Annotated in this window: 11 protein-coding genes and 1 pseudogene; 9 read left to right on the forward strand and 3 right to left on the reverse strand. The window is 66.8% G+C overall.

Annotated features, from left to right (window positions below):
• Positions 1-68: 68 nt before the first annotated feature.
• The 3 genes from F4X41_04680 to F4X41_04690 form a co-directional block, all read right to left on the reverse strand.
• Positions 69-2,363, reverse strand: a complete 2,295-nt coding sequence (locus F4X41_04680) for a xanthine dehydrogenase family protein molybdopterin-binding subunit (GenBank protein MYB16317.1) — start codon at positions 2,361-2,363, stop codon at positions 69-71.
• 123 nt (positions 2,364-2,486) lie between these two features.
• A complete protein-coding gene (locus tag F4X41_04685; protein MYB16318.1) occupies positions 2,487-3,296 on the reverse strand; it encodes a histidinol-phosphatase in 810 nt (269 codons plus the stop codon).
• A 76-nt stretch (positions 3,297-3,372) separates the two neighbouring features.
• Complete coding sequence (locus tag F4X41_04690) at positions 3,373-5,637, reverse strand: DUF3604 domain-containing protein (protein MYB16319.1); 2,265 nt, start codon at positions 5,635-5,637, stop codon at positions 3,373-3,375.
• A 28-nt stretch (positions 5,638-5,665) separates the two neighbouring features.
• Here F4X41_04690 and F4X41_04695 point away from each other — a divergent pair, with 28 nt between their 5' ends.
• The 9 genes and pseudogenes from F4X41_04695 to F4X41_04735 all read left to right on the forward strand — a co-directional run bounded on the left by F4X41_04695 (position 5,666) and on the right by F4X41_04735 (position 13,766).
• Positions 5,666-5,974 (forward strand): rhodanese-like domain-containing protein, encoded by a 309-nt coding sequence (locus F4X41_04695; GenBank protein ID MYB16320.1) that lies wholly within the window; start codon positions 5,666-5,668, stop codon positions 5,972-5,974.
• A gap of 114 nt (positions 5,975-6,088) precedes the next feature.
• Positions 6,089-6,886 (forward strand): adenylyltransferase, encoded by a 798-nt coding sequence (locus F4X41_04700; protein MYB16321.1) that lies wholly within the window; start codon positions 6,089-6,091, stop codon positions 6,884-6,886.
• A 15-nt stretch (positions 6,887-6,901) separates the two neighbouring features.
• Positions 6,902-7,639, forward strand: coding sequence for an SDR family oxidoreductase (locus tag F4X41_04705; GenBank protein MYB16322.1), 738 nt, complete (start codon positions 6,902-6,904; stop codon positions 7,637-7,639).
• 174 nt (positions 7,640-7,813) lie between these two features.
• On the forward strand, positions 7,814-8,401 hold the full coding sequence (locus F4X41_04710) for a serine acetyltransferase (GenBank protein MYB16323.1): 588 nt from the start codon (positions 7,814-7,816) through the stop codon (positions 8,399-8,401).
• A 45-nt stretch (positions 8,402-8,446) separates the two neighbouring features.
• Positions 8,447-10,198 (forward strand): proline--tRNA ligase, encoded by a 1,752-nt coding sequence (locus F4X41_04715; protein MYB16324.1) that lies wholly within the window; start codon positions 8,447-8,449, stop codon positions 10,196-10,198.
• Positions 10,165-11,292: a pyridoxal-phosphate dependent enzyme gene (locus tag F4X41_04720; protein ID MYB16325.1), complete on the forward strand. Its 1,128-nt coding sequence runs from the start codon at positions 10,165-10,167 to the stop codon at positions 11,290-11,292. Before F4X41_04715 ends, F4X41_04720 begins: the two co-directional genes overlap by 34 nt.
• 104 nt (positions 11,293-11,396) lie before the next feature.
• Positions 11,397-11,507: pseudogene (locus F4X41_04725) on the forward strand (energy transducer TonB).
• 619 nt (positions 11,508-12,126) lie between these two features.
• Positions 12,127-12,957 (forward strand): hypothetical protein, encoded by an 831-nt coding sequence (locus F4X41_04730; protein MYB16326.1) that lies wholly within the window; start codon positions 12,127-12,129, stop codon positions 12,955-12,957.
• A complete protein-coding gene (locus tag F4X41_04735; protein ID MYB16327.1) occupies positions 12,957-13,766 on the forward strand; it encodes a putative hydro-lyase in 810 nt (269 codons plus the stop codon). Before F4X41_04730 ends, F4X41_04735 begins: the two co-directional genes overlap by 1 nt.

Consider the following 13,766-nt stretch of genomic DNA (forward strand, 5'->3'; position numbering starts at 1 on the left):
CAACCCCGGCTCTTGAGAAACGGTGGCGGCGGTCGCTTGAGTTCCGGCCTGAGCCGGGGATGGGCTGGCTAGCCGGGCCGGCGCAGCGCGGAAACAACCCTGGGTGGCGATATCGGCAAATCGCGGAGCCGCTTTCCGGTCGCGCGCGCGACCGCATCGGCCGCGGCTGCCGGCGCGGCCACGATCGGCGCCTCGCCGACACCGCGCACCCCGAACGGGTGCGCTGGGTTTGGGACCTCGACGATGATGGCCTCGATAAGGGGAAGGTCCAGCGCGGTCGGCGTGCGGTAGTCGAGCAATGAATCGTTGGCCATCACGCCTGAATCGTCGTACCAGTACTCCTCCAGCAGGGCCCAACCGGCACCCTGGGCGACTGCGCCCTGCATCTGCCCTTCCACGTATGGCGGGTAAATCGCCCGACCGGCGTCCTGGGCCACCGTCCAACGCAGCACGTCGCACTTGCCGGTCTCCAGATCCACCTCGACGTCACAGGCATGGATCGCGTACGAGGGCGCTTTCACCGTGGGGGCCACCGTGGCGGTGGCGGTCGGCAACTGGCCGGCGGCGGCCAGTTGGGCGGCCGCGTCGGAAAATTCAATTCGCCGGTCGGACTCTGAAAACACCCCGTCGGAAAATTCGACATTCTCCGGGTCGGCGCCCCAGAGTTCGGCCAGTCTTTCTCTCATTTCGGCGACCAGGTTCCGTCCGGCCAGGATGGCCGCTTGCCCGGTCACGTTGGTGGTCCGCGAACCACCGGTCGAGTGGTTGAATCCCACCGAGTCGGTGTCGACGACCACCGGCTGGATGGTACTGACGTCGACCCCCAGTACTTCGGCCAGCTGCAAAGCGATCGAAGTCCGCGAACCGCCGATATCCACCGAACCCTCGGTCAACGTGACTGAGCCGTCGGCGTGCAGGCGCAGGTCAAGCGAGGACTCGAAGGTGTTGTTGCGCCACATGCCGCTGGCAAACCCGCGCCCGCGGGCCTTGCCCGGACCGCTCGGCTCGCCAAGGGGGCTCTGCCAGTGGTCGCTCTGCTCGATCGCATCAAGGCATTCGACATTGCCCGAAATCGGCAGCGCGGTGCCGTCGGCGCGCCAGGCGCCGGCCACGGCGGCGTTGCGGCGCCGCAATTCGAGCGGGTCGATGCCGAGCGCGTCCCCGATCTCGTTCATCAGCGTTTCGACCGCAAAGCTCGTCAGCGGGGCGCCGGGGGCGCGGTAGGCGTGGACGTGCGGCTTGTTCACCAGCACCTCCCAGCCCTCGATTTCCACGTTCTCCAGCCAGTAGGGCCCGAAGGCCATCAGCATCGCCTGGAAGAGCGGCGATCCGGGGTGCATCCCGGACTCGAGCACCACTTCGGCGCGGGCCGCGGTTATCACTCCCTGGTCGTCGACCCCGACCTTCACCTTCGTGCGGCTGGCCGAGGTCGGACCGGTGGCCCGCAGGACGTCCGAACGGCTCATCGTCATCTTCACCGGACGGGCGCACTTGCGCGCCAGCAAAGCCGCCGGCAGCTCGAGGTAGGAGGTAAGTTTTCCGCCGAAACCGCCGCCGATCTCCATGGGGTGGACCCGGATGCGGGCCGGCGAAAGATCCAGCAGCTCGGCTAGCTCGGCGCGGATCGCGAACGCCCCCTGCGACGAGCACCAGACTTCCAGTTGACCGTCTTCAAGCCAACGCGCGGTGGCGTTGTGCGGTTCGATGTAACCCTGATGGACGGTGGCGGTCGAGTACTCGCGCTCCAAGACCAGGCTGGCGGCATCGAAACCGGCTTCCGGGTCGCCCTGGCCAACCAACGAATGGACCGCCAAGTTGGAGGGTTGTTCGTCCTGGCGGCCGTCGTGGTCGGTGTAGACGTCTGGCTGAATCAACGGCGCCCCCGGAGCCATTGCCTCTGCCGCCGACATCAGCGGCGGCAGCAATTCGAATTCGACGTTTATCAGGCGTGTCGCAAACTCGGCGGTGTGCGGATCAGTGGCCGCCACGGCCGCGATTGCGTGCCCGTCGTAGAGAACCTTTTCGCGCGCCAGCATGTTCTGCGACTTGTAGGAAATGCGGGCGTCGATCCCTTCCCCCAGTTCGGCCAGGTGGTCGTCGATCTGAGGGAGGTCGGAGGCCGAGGCGACCGCCAGCACGCCGGGCAGGGACAACGCCTCGGAGAAATCTATCGACACGATCCGGGCGTGGGCGTGCGGGGAGCGCAACATTGCCCCGTAGGCCAGGTTGCCGGGAAATACGTCCGCGCCGTAGCAGGCGCGACCGGTCACCTTGTCGACGCCGTCGTGGCGTACCGGACTGGTCCCGATCGACTTGAATCCGGTCGTCGCTCCTTCTTTCGGTCGTCCCGTGACCACTGCCATTGACAATTTCCCCTGAATTCGATCGCGGCCCGGCCGCGCGGGTCTATGCTGACCAATTTTGCTGTCCGACGGTACCGGTTCGCCCGGCCCTATCGCATTCGCCGGATCAGTCTCCGGTAACGACTACTGGCTCGCGGACTCCGTCAACCTGCGCACAACTTCATCGTGGAGCCGACCATTGGTGGCAATCTGGGGGCCCGCCGCACGGTCGCCGGTCCCATCCGCATCGGTGAATCGGCCACCCGATTCCTCGACTATCGGGATCAGCGCGGCCACGTCCCACGGGCTCAGGTCGGCGCCATCGATCATCACGTCCGCCGAACCCTCCGCCACGAGGCAGAACCCCCAGAAATCGCCGAACGCCCGCACCCGCCAGGCAACGTCGAGCAGGCCCCGCGCACCGGGCCAGCAATCGAGCGTCGCGACAATGTCGCCGCAGGAGACCTGTGCCTCGGCGAGGTTGTCAACCGAAGACACTTGGATTTGCTCAATTTCGTCATGGATCTGCCCGCCGGCAGAACCGCGGAAGGCGCCCAATCCGCGGCCCGCCCACCACCGCGTTCCCAGCGCCGGCGCAGAGACTACGCCGACCTCTTTGGTTCCGCCCCGTTCAAAAGCGATCAGGGTAGCCCAGACCGGGATTCCGCGCATGTAGCTGTGGGTGCCGTCGATCGGATCCAGAATCCACCGCGCCGACGAATCCCGGGCCGCGGAATCGTCACCTTCTTCTTCCCCTAGGACGGCGTGCTCCGGGAAACGCTCGGCAATGCGGGCGCGCATCACCGCTTCGGCCTCCACGTCGGCGGGCGTCACGAAGCTGCCGTCCGACTTGCGCGCAATTTCCTGATCGCCGCGGTAGGTCCGCATTGCGATCGCGTCGGCGCAATCGGCAAGTTCGAGCGCGAATGCAAGGATTTCGGCGGTCGAAGTCATTTATCGGGGAAGAGCTCCTGGCGGTCGGCGCCGCAGTAAGCCGCGGCTCCCGAATTCCGGAAAGTCGAGCGCGCCGTCAATCGCCGACGCCGGTCACGTAGAAAGGACTGGTCCAGGCGCAGTTGCAGTCGGACTGGACGATCCGCAGATGGTAGCCGCCGTCGCAAAGATCGGCCGGATCGATCTCCCAGTCGAATTCGACCAGCTCGGGGCCGCCGGACGTGACCCTTTCGATCTGCACCCGACGCTCTATCTCCCCGACCGCGTGGGTATGAACGCAATCTCCCATCCGGTCCAGGTCCAATTCGAATTGGACGCCGCCGGCATCGAATTCGAGCAGGCCGCCGGTATCGGCAAGTTCGAGTTCGACCCCGTCCATGTCGCCCTCGGTGACCGAGGTCCACCTGACCTGGTTTCCGTCGCTGCAATCGATGCCCTCAGCCGGGTGGTCGAAACCCACCCCTTCCACCGAAAGGATCCGGTTCGCCGCCACGCGGGCGCGGCCCGACCAAAGCACCGAGCGGCGGCGGCCGCGGCTGGCGGCGCCGCACCAGGTGACGCGCAGCCGTTTCGAATCGGCGCTGCGGCGCGGCCGCAGCGACTCGAGCGGCTCCCAGTCGCGCAAGAGATCAATGCGCTGGATCGGCGCGGTGCCGTCCACGAACCCGGCAATCGACAAAGGAACGCCCGGAGCCAGCGGCACGTCGGCACCGATCGGGTGGCTATTGGCGTCGGCCGAAACCAGGATTCTGACCCCGGTCGTGCCGTAGCAGCGGCGCTCGCGCAGGGCCTCAAAAATCGCCTCGCGCGATAGCTCGTCGGTCACCACCGCGGCCAGTCCGCCGGTGACGCCGAGCCCGTCCTCGCCGGCTTTCACCGCCGGTCGCGCCGCCCCGGGACGACCGACGTGCACGTCGCTGCCGCACAGATAACCGACTTTGAGCCCGCGCGCGCGGGCGTCGCGGCCCAGCCATTCAAACGTGCCGTGCGCCGAGTGCAGCTCGACGACCGGCTCCAGCGACGGGTCGTGAAAGTCCAGATTGGCGTAGCGCCCGCCGACGTGGGGGACCAGCAGCACGTCCCTTCGCCCGGCGAGCAGTTCGTGCAGTTCGCTGACCGGGCAGGCATCGCCGGCGGCGTCGTCGACTTCGCGCAGCAGGGCGTGCGAGGACCGGTGCAGGGGGCCGGAATCGGCCAGGAAATGGACGTTGCGGTCGCCGCCGGTGGTGGTGTTGCCCGACCACTCCCAGCCGAAGAACGGCACGAAGCGTCCGGGCTGGTGCAGCGCCGCGGTCAGCTGGCCCAGCCGGGCCAGGAACTCGTTGGTTATCTGGAAGTCGTTGGCCTGGTGGCCGACGAATTCGACAAAGGCGTCATCGCGCGCAAACCGGAAGTAATCGGCCGCATCCAGGGTGCCCACCGATTCGCGGCTCTGCCCGTGCATGTCGCCCCAGCGGACCCGCCGACCCCGCGGAAGGCTCTCCAGGACGTGCACCGGGTTCGAGCGCGCCGGGGGCAGCCCGGGCGAACTGGCGCGGAACCTGAGCGTCCCGGCGGCAGGCACCGAGATGCCGCTGACCACCTTCGCGCCCGCGTCGGCGGGGGTGAATTCGATCTCGGCGGGAAGTCCCCGGACCGGCGAATCGGCGGCAATTTCGACCCTGGCGCTGGCCTGCTCGTCGCTGTTGCCCCACTTGTCCACCAGCCGCACGTGCAAAGCGATTGCTTCGCCGCACAGGAACTGCGATCCGCAGCGCAATTCGATCGCGCTGGCGAGATCGCCGAAGACGCCCAGGTAGGGGTGATCGGCGACCGGGAAATAGCGCTGGGCGCCGAAGGGGTCGGCCAGAACCTGGAACTCGGATTGGGGTTCGCGGAAAGTCTGTGCGCGCCGGCCCGGTCCTCCGCCCGAGCGGTCGCCGTAGGTGACCACCACCCGTTCGCCGGGCCGCAGCGAGCCGTTGGCGATCGTCACCTGCAGGGTGCGGCGGAACGGGCGCTCATTCAAGGTCTCAAACCAGGCCAGTTCGACCTCCGCGTCCCCGTCGGTCTCGGCGGTGGTGTACCCCGAGTCGGCGGGACGATCGAATTGCGGCCGCTCCCAGTCGCACACCTGGCGCTCGCAGATCCGGATGTGGGCGCCGTCGTCCATTCCCGCCCTGCCGCAGACGAACGTGACGCGCCAGGTGCCGAACGTGCCGGCGGCCACCGGTTCGCGGGGATCTATCCAGGCGCGGCCCAGCAATTCGCTGTCGAACGGGGCGATGATTCCGGAGAACGGGCGCGAGGCCGCGTCTGCCGGTCGAAGCTGGGGTGGGGGACGCCTAGAATCTGAATTCATAGGGGAATCACTCGATTAGCAGACGGCCATGATCCAAGAAGTTGACCTGCAGCGCGCCAAGGAGCTCATCGGCGAGGGGATTCCGATCGTCGACGTGCGCGAACAGCGTGACTACGATTCGGCACACGTCCCGGGCGCCGTGCACATCCCATTAAACGACATCCTGATGGACACCTCGATCCTGCCCGAGGGCGACATTCTGTTCGTCTGCAACGTCGGCGTGACCAGCCGGGTAGCCTCGGAAATGGCGCTGGCCGCGGGCCGGGCGAACGTTTACAACATGTCAGACGGCACCAAGGGCTGGGTGGCCGAAGGCAACCCCGTCGACTCCGCCTGAGAGGCGCTGATTCGCCCCAAGGCCGGTTCCTCCAACTCCAAATTCGCTCAACCGCCGCGAAAGAAGGCCACTAAAGTGTTCACCCCCGATCAGGTACGCCGCTACAGCCGCCACATGCTCCTGCCCGAAGTGGGGCCGCTGGGCCAGAAAAAGCTGCTGGAAGCTTCGGTGGTCCTCATCGGCGCCGGCGGTCTCGGGTCACCGGCTGCCTATTACCTGGCCGCCGCCGGGGTCGGCAAGCTCGGACTGGTCGATCACGACGTGGTCGAGGATTCCAACCTGCAGCGACAGATCGTGCACGATACCGCCCGCGTCGGCGTGCCCAAGGTCGATTCGGCCCGCCAGACGCTGACCGGACTCAACCCGGACATCGAGGTGATCACCCACGACGAGGTGATCAACTCGGAGAACGCGATGCGGATCATCGCCGACTACGACTACGTCGTAAACGGCTGCGACAACTTCCCTACCCGCTACCTAGTCAACGACGCCTGCGTGCTCCTGGGCAAGACCATGATCGACGGTTCGGTCCTCAAATTCGAGGGCATGGTGTCGGTGTTCGCACCCGGTTGCGGCTGCTACCGCTGCATGTATCCGACTCCGCCACCCCCGGAACTGGCCCCCTCCTGCGCCGAAGCCGGGGTTCTGGGCGTAGTGCCCGGCGTTATCGGCTGCCTGCAGGCGGCCGAGACCATCAAGCTGATCCTGGGCTTGGGCGAATCACTTGAAGGTCGTCTGCTGACCTGGGACGCGCTCGAGATGGAATTTATCGCCTTCAAGACCAAACGCCGGACCGACTGCCCGGTGTGTGGCGACGATCCCGAAATCAAGGAGCTCATCGACTACGAGGAGTTCTGCGGCCTGCCGGCGCCACGCCAGGAGCGGGAGATAGCCGCGGTCGGAGCCGTCTAGCCAGCCGTGATCGAACTGCGCGGGGCCGCCGCGCTGGTTACCGGCGGCGGCACCGGATCGGGCAAAGCCTGCGCCGAGGCATTGGCGGCGGCGGGCGTTTCGGTATGCGTGAACTACTCGCGCTCGGCCGATGACGCCGAAGCCACCGCTGCCGGGATTCGCGACCGCGGCGGAAACGCCTTCGCCCACCGCGCCTCGGTCGCCGACGAGGACCAGGTGCGGGGAATGGTCGAGCGCACGGTGGCCGAATTCGGGCGCCTGGACATCGTCGTCAATTGCGCCGGAATCACCTACTTCGCGCCCCACGATCAGCTGGAGGCGCTTTCCGACGCGCAGTGGGACGAAGTCCTGAAGGTGAACCTGAGCGGCTCGCTTTACGCGATCCGCTGCGCGATCGAACACCTCAAGGCTTCGCCCTGCGGCTGCGTGGTCTCGCTCTCCTCGATCGCCGCGATATCCGGTAGCGGGAGTTCGATCCCCTACGCCGTCTCCAAGGCCGGCCAGATCACGATCACCAAGTCGCTGGCGCGGGCATTCGCGCCGGTCCGCTTCAACGCCATCGCGCCCGGGGTGATCCTGACCCGCTGGGTCGACGGCAAAGACGATTTCGTCGCCAATTACGTCGATCGCACCCTGCTGGGCCGGGCCTGCACCGCCGAGGACATCGGCCACGCCTGCCTGTTCCTGTGCCAGGCGCCCTCGATTACCGGGCAGACGCTCGTTATAGATTCCGGGTTCCTGCTGGGCCAGTAACCAAACTGCTTGACAATCGGCGAATATTTACTCAAGGACCGCCCCCGCGAGATTCGGAACAGCGAATTGGCCATCGCCACCAACGAAACTTCTGAGTGCGACGACCTGGCGTTCGCCGATTCGCGGCGCGCCGAACCGGCCGGTCGGGTCAGGTCCTCCGTGCAACGGCGCGGAATCCGGTGGCCATCCGACATCCAGGTTGTTTTCGACAAGGACCCGGCGGCCCGCAACATATTTGAGGTGCTGCTCTACCAGGGCCTGCACGCGCTGCTTCTGCACCGCCTGGCGCACGCCCTCTACCGACGCGGGATCCCGATCCTGCCGCGGTTGATTTCTCAGATCGCGCGGGTGATCACCGGCGGAATTGAAATCCACCCCGGCGCCAGGATCGGACGGCGGTTCTTCATCGACCACGGGTCCGGCGTGGTGATCGGGGCGACGGCCGAGATCGGGGACGACGTGATGCTCTACCACCAGGTCACCCTCGGGGCCACCGGCTGGTGGAAGGACGTGGGCAACGCGCACGGGCGCCGCCACCCCAAGATCGGTAACTGCGTCACGATTGGATCCGGCGCTTCGGTCCTTGGCCCGGTAACCATCGGCCACAACACCAAGATCGGGGCGATGGCGCTGGTAGTCGAGGACGTGCCGCCGCGCTCGGTGGTGGTGGCCCCGTCGGCCACCTACCTGGTCAAAGAGGGCCTGCGCACCTACGGACTGCGGATGCGTTCGTCCGACGTGCCGCCCGAATACCAGATCTGAGACCTTTCGGCCCCCCGCCGACGATCCTGGCCAAGCGGCACTGAAATGTTGATGTCCAAGCTGTTTGGGCGGACCCTGCGCGAGGATCCCGCCGGGGCGACCTCGGCCTCGCACCGCCTGCTGGTCCGTTCGGCCATGATCCAGCAGCTGGGGACCGGCATCTACTCCTATCTGCCGATCGGCTGGCGCGCGCTGGCCCGCATTGAAGCGATCATCGCCGAGGAGATGGACCGGATCGGCGGACAGCGGATTGAGATGCCGGTGGTCCATCCGGCCGACCTCTGGAAGCAGAGTCGGCGCTGGCACGACGTGGGCCCGGAGATGGTCCGGTTCCGCGACCGCATGGACCATGACATGGTGCTGGCGATGACCCACGAGGAGATAGTCGCCGACCTGGCCGCCGCACACGTTTCCTCCTACCGCGATCTACCCCAGCTCGTATACCAGATCCATACGAAGTTCCGCGACGAACCTCGGTCGCGGGCGGGGTTGATCAGGGTGCGCGAATTTGCGATGAAGGACGCATACAGCCTGCACTGCGACGAGGACGAGATGCGCGCCCTCTACCAGCGGGTAGTTGACGCATACGTGCGGGTGTTCAGGCGCTGCGGAATGGAAACGGTGGTGACCGAATCATCGACCGGCATGATGGGCGGATCAACGGCCCACGAATTCATGCTGCTCGACCCCAGCGGCGAGGACACGATCCTGATCTGCCCCGAATGCCGCTACACCGCCAACCAGGAAGTTGCAATATCGCGTCGGCAGTCCCCCGGCGACGCGGATCCGGAACCGCTGGAGGAAGTCTCGACCCCTGGGACCACCACCATCGAGCAGGTCGCAGACCTATTGGGCGTTGGCGCCGAATCTACCGCCAAGGCGGTCTTCTACGAAGCCGGCGACGAGCTTGTCTTCGCTGTGATCCGGGGTGACCGCGACGTCAACGAGGCCAAACTGGCGGGTCTGCTCAAGTCCCCGGTGGAGCCGGCCAGTCCCGAGACCCTGGAGAAAGCGGGCATCGTTGCCGGCTACGCGTCGCCGGTCGGTGTGACCGGGGTGCGGGTCGTGGTGGACCATTCCGTCGCCGACAGCCGCAACCTGGTTGGCGGGGCCAACAAGGCCGGTTTCCATCTCCGGAACACCAACTATCCGCGCGACTACCAGGGACTGGAAGCCGACGTCGGGACGGCCCGGGAGGGCGACGGGTGTCCGCACTGCGAGGGCGCGTTGCGCGAGGCCCGCGGCATCGAACTGGGCAACACCTTCCAGCTCGGCTACGACTATTCGAAAAAGCGCGGCGCTCTGTACCTTGACCCCGACGGCGAACCGCAACCGTTCTTCATGTGCTCGTACGGCATCGGGGTCGGCCGCATCCTGGGCGCGGCGGTGGAACGCTGGCACGATAAGAACGGAATGATCCTTCCCCCGGGGATCGCCCCCTGGGACGTACACATCGTGCAGTTGGGCGCCAATGAGGAGATCGAGGCGGCGGCGGCCGAACTCGTCGCCGGGTTGACCGACCGCGGACTCCAGGTCCTGCACGACGAACGCAACGTCAGCGCCGGGGTCAAGTTCAACGACGCGGACCTGCTGGGTCTCCCGCTGCGGGTCACGGTTTCGGCACGCAACCTGCGGGCGGAGCAGATTGAAATCAAACCGCGCGCTGCCGAAGCCGCCCAGATGGTCGGGCTGGACGACGCGGTGGCGTCCATTGCCGACCTGTGCGGTGAACTCCGGGGCCAGCACCGACCGGATCGGCCGATCTGGGACCCGGTCAGCGAGCTGGACGGGAACTGAAGCTGGAGTTCCGGTGCCTGCAGTGCGGGCCCGCGGCCCCCGACCAACTGGCGCTCTGCCCCGCCTGCCGCGGCCTGCTGGAGCCCGCCCCGCGGCCGATCGCGTCGGTCGGCGAAGTGGTTCCGCGATCCGATCCCGGAATCTGGGCCTGGGGTCACCTTCTGGGGCTGGATCCCGATGAGTGTCAGTTGACCCTCGGCGAGGCCGGCGTCCCGCTGCTCGATCTGCATCGCTGGGGCGCCCGGTTCGGATTCGGAAGCTGCCAGACGATGCTCGAATACCGCTCGCCTAGCGGGAGCTTCAAGGACCGCGGCGCCCTTCTCACGGCGTGGCGATTGCGCCGATCCGGATTCGCAGGTTTGGTCGAGGATTCGTCCGGCAACGCCGGCGCCGCGCTGGCCGCCTACTGCGCCGCGGCGGGCTTGGAATGCCACATATTTGCGCCCGGACGGGCCGATCCCCCCAAGCTGGCCCAGATTCAGGCCTACGGCGCCCGGGTCACGGTGGTGCCCGGCCCGCGCGAGGCCGCCCGCGACCGAGCCATCGCGGCGGCCGGCGCGCCGGGGTCGGTGTACGCCTCGCACGTGCGCGACCCGGGGTTCCTGCTGGGGATGAAAACCTTCGCCTATGATCTCGTCTGGCGCCGCGGCGGGGAGTTTCCCGATCACATCGTGTTCCCGACCGGCAACGGCGGACTGCTGCTGGGTACGTTCCTGGCGCTGGTCGACATGTCGGGCCTACCGGGGGCCGAATCGGTCCGGTTGCACGCCGCGCAGGCCGAAGTCTGCGCCCCGCTGGCCGGCCACGACGCGGCGGGAACGGCCGGCACCATCGCGAGCGGGATTGCTGTGGCGGCGCCGGAGCGGATTGGTCAGATCAAAGCGGCGCTGGCCGCCCGGGGCGGCGACGTGGTTACCGTTTCTGATAATGAAATCAAGCAAGCGCGCGCCGACCTGGCCGTTCACGAAGGCGTCTACGTGGAACCCACTGCCGCCGCCGGATTTGCCGCCGCGGTCCAGATGGTGCGGGCGGGCTTGATCGGGCCGGGTGAGTCGGTTGTGATACCGGCAACGGGAACTGGATTGAAGGCATGATGACCAAATTTGCGCGCCTGACGCTGCTGGTGCTGTTGGCAATGACCCTGTCGTTGGCCGCCTGCGGGGACCCCGAACCGGAACCCGAACCCCGGGAACCGGCAACCGCGGCGGCGCCGGCAGCAGCGGCGCCGGCTCCCGCCCCGGCCGCCGCGACGCCCGAACCGACTCCGGAACCGACGCCCGAACCGACTCCCGAACCCACGCCCGAACCCTTCTCCGCCGCCAGCTACATCGCCAGGGTCGAGGCGAACCCGCCCAGTTCGGTCCGCATGTTCTCGGTTGTGGAGGAGTTCGAGGGTCTTCCCGAGGGGATCTCGTTTACGGTCGAAACGATCTCGGTACCCGAACACGGCGGCCGCCAGACCCTGGGTCTGGACGTCCTGCTGGACGGTGAGCCAAAAGCCCGCATCGATCTTCTGCTGGACGGCGGCTTCATCTACATCAACCCGCCCGGCACCAACAAATGGCTGCGCACCAAGCGCGACGATGATGAAACCGCGGCCGAGGTGCTGCCGATCACCGATCAAACGACCGGATTCTTCGGTGCCCTGCCCGATCCGGACACGCTCGAATACCTGGGCGAAAGTGATTGCGACGGGGTACCCTGCCACGTCCTGGAAGGTGAGAAGATCACCCTCGAGGTGGCGGTCGAAGACGAAAAACCGATCCGCTTCCTGACCAGCTTCGAGGACGGAACGCCGGTGGAGATTGAAATCACCGGCTGGGACGAGGGCCACGAGATCGACCTGCCCGACGATGCCCGCGACGTGCCGGCCAGTTCCTTCTGGCAGCTGGTGATCACCATCATCTCGTCAGCGCTGGTATGAGCCGGTGACCCTTACGCGCGTGGCCAGGTCCCTCCTGGCCGCTGCGGTTCTGGCGTCGATGGCCCTGCTGGCCGGGTGCGGCGCCGAGGAGAGAGGGCTGCCCAACGGGCCAACCGTGGAGTCGCCTTTCAGCGTGGTCAATTTGGCCGAGCACTGGTCCGCCAACCCACCGCGGTCGGTGCGCATGCGGTTCGAGTTGGCCGACAACCAGGTGCTGCCCGGCGACCTCGGGCTGCAGATCGAAATGTTGGCCGCGCGCGGGGACACCGATGCGGTGGCGGCCAGCCTGCTGATCCTCCGCGACGGCCGGGTCGACCAGGAGTTGGAATTTTTGGTCACCCGCGACGCCTTCTACGCCCTGCCCAACGCCGACCTGGGCAACTGGATCGTGATCGAGGGCGGCTCCGATGCGACCGACACCCTGCTCGACATCGACGAGATCCAGCCGGCGCTTGATTTGTTCGCCGAGTTCGGCGACCTTATCCACTACAGCACCGGCGCCTGTGGGGCCGAAGAGTGCTACTTCCTTTCCGGTGACGGAATCGAATTGGCAATCCACTCCGGCCACTGGATCCCGCGCTATCTGCACCTGATGGCGCCCGAACCGGAGGTGATTGAACCAGAACCGGAGGTGACGGGCCCGGCCGAGTCTGCCGCCGAGGAAGACTTCTACGAGGACGAGATGGCCGACGAGGGCTTCCCGCAGGATCTGAGGGTCGACGTCATCGGCTGGGACGAGGAAGTGGAATTGCGACCGCCGGCCAACGCCCGCCCGGTGACCGAGGATGAATTCATGAGCGTGCTGTTCACGCTCGGCGCGCAGCAGCTACTCTGATGGGCGCAGATCACCACCGGCTATCCGGCAGCGATCTGAGGCTGCTGATCCGCGACGGACGATTCCGCGGACTGACCGCCGGGGCGGCGGTCAAGTACGTTCAGGCCAACCTGGTGGTGGTCGAGAACCCGGTCGCCGACGAATTCGAGGCGTTCTGCCGGTCCAATCCCAAGCCCTGCCCGCTGCTGGAAAGGCTTCCGCCCGGAGATCCGCGCCCGCGGCTGCTGGCCCGCGATTCGGACATCCGCACCGATCTGCCGCTCTACCGGGTGTACCGCGGCGGCCAGATGGTGGCCGAGGTCGCAGACATTTCCGGCTACTGGCACGATGGCCTGACTGGATTCCTGATCGGGTGCAGCTTCACATTCGAGAAACGTCTTTCCGCCGCCGGAATCGGGCTTCGGCACATCGAGCGCGGCTGCAACGTAGCCATGTACCAGACCAGCATCGAATGCGAACCGGCCGGGCCGTTTAAGGGACCTATGGTGGTTTCGATGCGACCGGTTGCAATGGACCGCGTGGCCGACGCGGTCGCGATCACCGCCGCCGTCCCGCAGGTTCACGGGGCGCCGGTCCACACCGGTGCGCCGGAGGCGATCGGCATCTCCGACCTCGAACGCCCCGATTGGGGCGACCCGGTGCCGGTCGAAGCCGGCGAAGTACCGGTTTTCTGGGCCTGCGGAGTTACCCCGCAGGCGGTGGCGTTAGCCACCGGGCTGCCGGTAATCACCCATTCCCCGGGCCACATGTTCGTCTCCGATCTGCTGGAGGCGTACGTGGACAAGGCGATTCCGACGCCGGCGGGGTGA

It is taken from the genome of Chloroflexota bacterium, from assembly GCA_009840625.1.
Lineage (GTDB): Bacteria > Chloroflexota > UBA11872 > UBA11872 > VXNJ01 > VXNJ01.

Bases quoted from the DNA above. Each gene is read 5' to 3' on its own strand.
- F4X41_04680 (MYB16317.1), bottom strand. From the start codon at position 2,363: ATGGCAGTGGTCACGGGACGACCGAAAGAAGGAGCGACGACCGGATTC.
- F4X41_04685 (MYB16318.1), bottom strand. From the start codon at position 3,296: ATGACTTCGACCGCCGAAATCCTTGCATTCGCGCTCGAACTTGCCGAT.
- F4X41_04690 (MYB16319.1), bottom strand. From the start codon at position 5,637: ATGAATTCAGATTCTAGGCGTCCCCCACCCCAGCTTCGACCGGCAGAC.
- F4X41_04695 (MYB16320.1), top strand. From the start codon at position 5,666: ATGATCCAAGAAGTTGACCTGCAGCGCGCCAAGGAGCTCATCGGCGAG.
- F4X41_04700 (MYB16321.1), top strand. From the start codon at position 6,089: ATGCTCCTGCCCGAAGTGGGGCCGCTGGGCCAGAAAAAGCTGCTGGAA.
- F4X41_04715 (MYB16324.1), top strand. From the start codon at position 8,447: ATGTTGATGTCCAAGCTGTTTGGGCGGACCCTGCGCGAGGATCCCGCC.
- F4X41_04735 (MYB16327.1), top strand. From the start codon at position 12,957: ATGGGCGCAGATCACCACCGGCTATCCGGCAGCGATCTGAGGCTGCTG.